Source organism: Streptomyces sp. NPDC006798 (genome assembly GCF_040635975.1).
Lineage (GTDB): Bacteria > Actinomycetota > Actinomycetes > Streptomycetales > Streptomycetaceae > Streptomyces.
The window spans coordinates 128,944-135,999 of sequence record NZ_JBEYIS010000017.1 but is presented as its reverse complement, the minus strand read 5'-3'; the positions used below and the strand labels follow the sequence as shown (position 1 = coordinate 135,999).

Annotated in this window: 4 protein-coding genes; 1 reads left to right on the top strand and 3 read right to left on the bottom strand. The window is 72.8% G+C overall.

Annotated features, from left to right (window positions below):
- Positions 1 to 132 precede the first annotated feature (132 nt).
- Together ABZ714_RS14610 and ABZ714_RS14605 are read right to left on the bottom strand one after the other, a co-directional pair.
- Complete coding sequence (locus tag ABZ714_RS14610; RefSeq protein ID WP_358825556.1) at positions 133 to 1,530, bottom strand: pitrilysin family protein; 1,398 nt, start codon at positions 1,528 to 1,530, stop codon at positions 133 to 135.
- Positions 1,527 to 2,879 (bottom strand): pitrilysin family protein, encoded by a 1,353-nt coding sequence (locus ABZ714_RS14605; protein WP_358825564.1) that lies wholly within the window; start codon positions 2,877 to 2,879, stop codon positions 1,527 to 1,529. Before ABZ714_RS14605 ends, ABZ714_RS14610 begins: the two co-directional genes overlap by 4 nt.
- Before the next feature lie 288 nt (positions 2,880 to 3,167).
- Between ABZ714_RS14605 and ABZ714_RS14600 the strand changes: the two genes are divergently transcribed.
- Positions 3,168 to 5,618, top strand: coding sequence for a DNA topoisomerase IV subunit A (locus ABZ714_RS14600; RefSeq protein ID WP_358825555.1), 2,451 nt, complete (start codon positions 3,168 to 3,170; stop codon positions 5,616 to 5,618).
- Positions 5,619 to 5,713: 95 nt separating this feature from the next.
- Here ABZ714_RS14600 and ABZ714_RS14595 read toward each other — a convergent pair whose 3' ends face one another.
- Positions 5,714 to 7,030, bottom strand: a complete 1,317-nt coding sequence (locus tag ABZ714_RS14595; protein ID WP_358825563.1) for a GTP-binding protein — start codon at positions 7,028 to 7,030, stop codon at positions 5,714 to 5,716.
- Between the last annotated feature and the right edge of the window lie 26 nt (positions 7,031 to 7,056).

Below are 7,056 nucleotides of genomic sequence, written 5' to 3'. Positions count from 1 at the left end.
ACCGCCGTCGGTACCGGTATCAGTGCCGACGGCCGTAGCAGTAGCGGTGGCGGTGGGGGTGTTGAGGCTGTAGAGCGGGGCCGGTCCTTCTGCCGGTCGGTCGGCCCGGATTCCACCGCCGGGCCGGCCGGTTCAGCCCTTGACGACGGCGACGTCCCCGATCCCCAGCGCCCTGACGGTGCCCTCGATCTCCGCGGCGTCACCGACCAGTACGGTCACCAGCCGGTCCACCGGGAACGCGCTGACGACCGCCGCGGTCGCCTCCACCGTCCCGGTCTGCGCCAGCCGGGCGTACAACTGCCCCTGGAAGTCGTCCGGGAGGTGCTGCTCCACCTGGTCGGCGAGCGTGCCCGCGACCGAGGCCGCGGTCTCGTACCGCAGCGGGGCGACCCCCACCAGGTTCTGCACGGCGACATCGCGCTCGCCGTCCGTCAGCCCCTCGGCCGCCAGGGTCCGCAGCACCGTCCACAGATCGGCCAGCGCCGGGCCGGTGTTGGGCGTGTCGACGGAGCCGCTGATGCCCAGCAGGGACGCGCCCGAGCCGTCGGGGGCGGAGCACAGCACCTGGGCGAAGGCCCGGACGCCGTACGTGTACCCCTTCTCCTCGCGCAGCACCCGGTCGAGCCGGGAGGTGAGGGTGCCGCCGAGGCAGTACGTGCCGAGCACCTGCGCCGGCCACACCCGGTCGTGCCGGTCCGCCCCGATCCGCCCGATCAGCAGCTGGGTCTGGACGGCGCCCGGCCGGTCCACGATCACGACCCGGCCGGTGTCGTCGGCGGAGATCTCCTCCCGGGCCCGGGGCTCGCCCTTGTCGCCCTGCCAGGCGCCGAGGGTGTCGGCGAGGACGGTGTCCAGATCGATCCCGGTCAGATCGCCGACCACGACCGCCGTGGCGGTGGCGGGCCGGACATGGGCCTCGTAGAAGGCCCGGACCGCGGCGGAGTCGATCCGGGCCACCGTCTCCTCCGTCCCCTGCCGGGGGCGGGACATCCGCAGCCCGGCCGGGAAGAGGCGGCGGTACAGCTCCTTGGCCGCGCGGCGGCCCGGGTTGGCCTGCTCGTGCGGGATCTCGTCCAGCCGGTTCCGGACCAGCCGCTTGACCTCGCCGTCGTCGAAGGCGGGACCGCGCAGCGCCTCCGCGAGCAGCCCGAGGGCCTTCGGCAGCCGGGAGACCGGCACCTCCAGCGACACCCGGACACCGGGGTGGTCGGCATGGGCGTCGAGGGTGGCGCCGCAGCGCTCCAGCTCGGCCGCGAACTCCTCGGCGGACCGCTTGTCGGTCCCCTCCGACAGGGCCCGGGCCATGATCGTGGCGACCCCGTCGAGCCCTTCGGGCTCGGCCCCGAGCGGGGCGTCGAGATTGATCTCCACGGCCACCACCTGCTGGCCGGGGCGGTGGCAGCGGAGCACGGTCAGCCCGTTGGGGAGCGTGCCGCGGTCCGGGGCGGGGAACGCCCAGGGAGTGGGCACCCCGGAGGTGGGCCGGGGGTGGAAGTCCATCGTGGTCAGCGGCTCGGCGGCGTCGGTCACTGGTCCGCCCCCTCTTCTGCGTCGTGGTCGGTCTCGTTCTCCGCGTCGGCGCCGGGCACCGGTTCGTACACCAGCACGGCCCGGTTGTCCGGGCGCAGCCGGGCCGCGGCCACCTCGCGGACCTCGTCGGCGGTGACCGAGAGCACCCGCCCGACGGCGGTCAGCGCCAGCTGGGGGTCGCCGAAGAGCACCGCGTACCGGCAGAGTTCGTCGGCGCGGCCCGCGACCGTACCGAGCCGGTCCAGCCACTCGCGCTCCAGCTGGGCCTGGGCCCGCTCCATCTCCTCCGGCGTCGGCCCCTCGGCGGCGAACCGGGCCAGCTCCTCGTCGACGGCCTCCTCGATCCCGGCCACCTCGACCCCGCCGGACGTCTTCACGTCCAGCCAGCCCAGCGACGGGGCCCCGGCCAGCCGCAGCAGCCCGAACCCGGCCGCGACGGCGGTCTGGTCCCGGCGGACCAGCCGGTTGTGCAGCCGGGAGGATTCACCGCCGCCGAGCACGGTCAGCGCCACGTCGACGGCGTCGCACTCGCGGGTGCCGTCGTGCGGCAGCCGGTAGGCGGCCATCAGGGCGCGGGCCGGAACGTCCTCCTCGACGACCTCGCGGAGCTGCCGCCCCATGACGTCCGGCAGCGCGCCGTCGCGCGGCGGCTGCTTGCCGTCGTGGCCGGGGATGGAGCCGAAGTACTTCTCCACCCAGGCCAGGGTCCGCTCGGGGTCGATGTCCCCGACGACCGACAGCACCGCGTTGTTCGGCGCGTAGTAGGTACGGAAGAACGCGCGGGCGTCCTCCAGCGTCGCCGCGTCCAGATCGGCCATGGAGCCGATCGGCGTGTGGTGGTACGGATGGCCCTCCGGGTAGGCGAGGGCGGTCAGCTTCTCGAACGCGGTGCCGTACGGCACGTTGTCGTACCGCTGGCGGCGCTCGTTCTTCACCACGTCCCGCTGGTTCTCCATCGACTCGTCGTCGAGGGCGGCCAGCAGGGAGCCCATCCGGTCGGCCTCCAGCCAGAGCGCCAGCTCCAGCTCGTGGGCGGGCATCGTCTCGAAGTAGTTGGTGCGCTCGAAGCTGGTGGTGCCGTTGAGGGAGCCGCCGGCGCCCTGCACCAGTTCGAAGTGACCGTTCCCCTGCACCTGCTTCGACCCCTGGAACATCAGGTGCTCGAAGAGGTGGGCCAGGCCGGTACGGCCCGCGACCTCGTGGCGCGAGCCCACGTCGTACCAGAGACAGACCGCGGCGACCGGGGTCAGATGGTCCTCGGAGAGCACCACGCGCAGGCCGTTCGCCAGGCGGTGCTCCGTCGCTGTCAGGCCGCCCGAACCGGCCTGCTCTGTGGCCGTGTGACCCATGGGCATGTACGTCCCTTCGATCGCGCTGCTGTTGCTGGTCCCCCCAGGACTGCCACTGTATGCAAGCGGGCTGACACCTGGCGAAGTTCCGGGCGCCTTCGGGGTTCGCGCTGGGCGAAGTCCCGGTGCGCGGGCGTGCCCCGGGGTGCGCCCGGCGGACGCCCCGCACCGCCGGACGGGCCGGGGGCCGCGGGCGTGTTCGACGGCCGGTGGTCGGGGTTGTCGGTGCCACGGTCCACAATGGTCGGCGTCAGATCCCCGCCCGGCCGTGAAGGAGCAGGAGCCGCGATGGCCCGCCGCAGCACCAAAACCCCGCCGCCCGATGATTTCGAGGAGCGGATCCTCGATATCGACGTCGTCGACGAGATGCAGGGCTCCTTCCTCGAGTACGCGTACTCGGTCATCTACTCCCGTGCGCTGCCCGACGCCCGGGACGGCATGAAGCCGGTCCAGCGCCGGATCGTCTACCAGATGAACGAGATGGGGCTCCGCCCCGACCGGGGGTACGTCAAGTGCGCCCGGGTCGTCGGCGAGGTGATGGGCCGGCTCCACCCCCACGGGGACCAGTCCATCTACGACGCGCTGGTCCGGATGGCGCAGCCGTTCTCCATGCGGCTCCCCCTCGTCGACGGCCATGGGAACTTCGGCTCCCTCGGCAACGACGACCCCCCGGCCGCGATGCGGTACACCGAGTGCCGGATGGCGGACGCCACGTCTTTGATGACCGAGTCCATCGACGAGGACACGGTCGACTTCGCCCCGAACTACGACGGCCAGGAGCGGGAGCCGGTGGCGCTCCCCGCCGCGTACCCCAACCTGCTGGTCAACGGCGCCTCCGGGATCGCGGTCGGAATGGCGACCAACATGCCGCCGCACAACCTGGGCGAGGTCGTCGCCGCGGCCCGTCATCTGATCCGTCATCCGGGCGCCGACCTGGAGACCCTGATGCGGTACGTCCCCGGGCCCGATCTGCCGACCGGCGGCCGGATCGTGGGCCTGGCGGGTGTCCGCGACGCCTACGAGAAGGGCCGCGGCACCTTCAAGATCCGGGCCACCGCGACCGTGGAGGACGTCACCCCCCGGCGCAAGGGCCTGATCGTCACCGAACTGCCCTTCACGGTCGGCCCGGAGAAGGTGATCGCCAAGATCAAGGACTTGGTGAACGCGAAGAAGCTCCAGGGCATCGCCGACGTCAAGGACCTCACCGACCGCGCCCACGGCCTGCGTCTTGTCATCGAGATCAAGAACGGCTTCGTGCCGGAGGCCGTACTCGAACAGCTCTACAAGCTGACGCCGATGGAGGAGTCCTTCGGTATCAACAATGTGGCGCTGGTCGACGGCCAGCCGCTGACGCTGGGGCTGAAGGAACTGCTGGAGGTCTATCTCGACCACCGCTTCACCGTGGTGCGGCGGCGCAGCGAGTTCCGCCGGGGCAAGCGGCGCGACCGGCTGCACCTGGTGGAGGGCCTGCTGGTCGCCCTCGTCGACATCGACGAGGTCATCCGGCTGATCCGCTCCAGTGAGAACTCGGCCCAGGCCAAGGAGCGCCTGATGGACCGGTTCTCCCTCTCCGACATCCAGACGCAGTACATCCTCGACACCCCGCTGCGGCGGCTCACCAAGTTCGACCGGATCGAGCTGGAGGCCGAGCGGGACCGGCTGCAGGCCGAGATCGAGGAACTGACCCGGATCCTGGAGTCCGACGCCGAGCTGCGCAAGATGGTCTCCGCCGAACTGGCGGCGGTGGCCAAGAAGTACGCCACCGAGCGGCGGACCGTCCTGCTGGAGTCGGCGGCCGTCCCGGTCGCCGCGGTGCCGCTGGAGGTCGCGGACGACCCCTGCCGGGTCCTGCTCTCCTCGACGGGGCTGCTGGCCAGGACCGCGACCGGCGATCCGCTGCCGGAGCCCGGCGGACGGCGGGCCAAGCACGACCTGATCGTCTCCGCCGTCCTGGCGACCGCGCGGGCCGATGTGGGTGTGGTGACCTCCGCCGGACGGCTGCTGCGGCTCGCCGTGATCGATCTGCCGCAGCTTCCGCCGACCGCCTCGGCGCCGAACCTGTCGGGCGGCGCGCCGCTCGCCGAGTTCCTGTCGCTGACGGCCGGGGAGAGCGTGATCTGTCTGACGACACTGGCCGAGGACTCGCCCGGGCTCGCCCTCGGCACCCTCCAGGGCGTGGTCAAACGGGTCGTCCCGGACTATCCGGCGAACAAGGACGAGCTGGAGGTGATGGCGCTCCGGGACGGCGACCGGATCGTCGGCGGAGCGGAGCTGCGCACCGGCGAGGAGGACCTGGTCTTCATCGCCTCCGACGCCCAGCTGCTCCGCTTCCAGGCGTCGCAGGTCCGGCCGCAGGGCCGGGCCGCGGGCGGCATGGCCGGGATCAAGCTGGGCCAGGACGCCCGGGTGCTCTCCTTCTCCGCCGTCGACCCGGCCGAGGACGCGGTGGTCTTCACGGCCGCCGGGTCGACCGGCGCGCTGGACGACTCGTTCAGTACGGTCAAGCTGACCCCGTTCGACCAGTACCCCCGCAAGGGCCGGGCGACGGGCGGAGTCCGCTGCCAGCGGTTCCTGAAGGGGGAGGACGTCCTGCTGCTGGCCTGGGCGGGCGGCGCCCCGGCGCTCGCCTCGCAGAAGAACGGCGCGCCCGCCGAACTGCCGGAACCGGATCCGCGCCGCGACGGCTCGGGCACCCCCGGCACCTCCGCGGTCGCGGTCCTGGCGGGCCCGCTCCGCTGAGCCTCCGGCGCCGGGGGCGGTGATCCACCGGGATCGCCGCCCCCGGCGCCGTCTTCCCGCCCGGTCGGCGCCTCCCCGCCGCTGAGACCCCGGTCCTACGCGCCCCGGGGTCCGGGGACCCTTACGCCGGGCCCCTCGGGGTCTCCATAGCCCTCCGGACCCTCGTACACGTCGGGCCAGGGCTCTTCGAACTCGGCGGGCGGATCCTCGTAACCGGCCTCGTAGCCGCCTTCGGGGTCGCCCTCGGGGCCGCCCTCGGGGTCGCCCTCGAAGGGGTCGCCGGACGGCTCCTCCCACCCGTCCTCCACCCGTCCCTCCGCCTCGTCGCCGCCGCCGTCCGGAGAGTCCACCGGCCCCGGTACGTACCGCAGCACGCCCCACATACTGGTCTCGTCCGGGGCGGGGTCCCGGTCCGTGGTCCGGGCGGCGGCCAGCCCCCGCTCCAGCGCCGGGCCGTCGATACCGGAGCCGATCAGCACCAGCTGGGTCAGCCGCTCGGCGCCCCGGGGCCAAGGCTCGGGAACGAACCGGAGAAAACGCCCCACGGCATGGACCGCGTACCGGTGCTCCGGGTCGGCGGGCCCGAAGTCCACAAAGCCCTTGATCCGGTAGAGGCCGTCGGGCCGGGAGTCCAGCAGATCCAGCAGCCGCCGGGGGTGCAGCGGCTCGCGGGCCGTGAAGGAGAGGGACTCATAGGCGGCGTGCAGATGCGTCCCGTGATCACCGCCCCGGCCGTCCCGCGCTTCCTGCTCGGCGACGAGATCGTCGAAGGCGAGCTGGCCGACCCGCTCGGCGGCCGGGCGGCGCTCGAAGAACAGCTCGGGGTCGACCCGCCCGTGTACCGCCTCCACCACGGCCGCTCCGCGCCCGAGCAGAGGGCCGATGGTCTGCCGCAGCCGGGCCGACTCCGCCGCCGCGACCCGGTCGACCTTGTTGAGCACCACCAGATCGGCGACGCCCAGATGACGGTCCAGCTCCGGATGCCGCTCCCGGGTCGCCGGGAACTCGGCCGCGTCCACGACCTCCACCAGTCCCCCGTACACGATCCGCCGGTTGTCGCTGGCGAGCAGCATCCGCACCAGCTCCTGCGGCTCCGCGAGCCCACTGGCCTCGATCACGATCACATCGAGCCGGGCCTCGGGCCGGGTGAGCCGGTCGAGGAAGACATCCAGCTCGGTCGCGTCGACCGCACAGCAGAGGCAGCCGTTGCCCAGGGAGACCGTGGAGTCGCCGAGCTGACCGGCGACGGTCATGGCATCGATCTCGATGGAACCGAAGTCATTGACGATCGCCCCGATCCGGGTCCCCCGGGAGCTGCGCAGCAGATGGTTGAGCAGGGTCGTCTTCCCCGAACCGAGGAACCCGGCGAGCACCAGTACGGGAATCCCTCCCGCCGCCGCGGGCGGGGTCACCGCTCCGGCCGCACTCCCCGGATCGG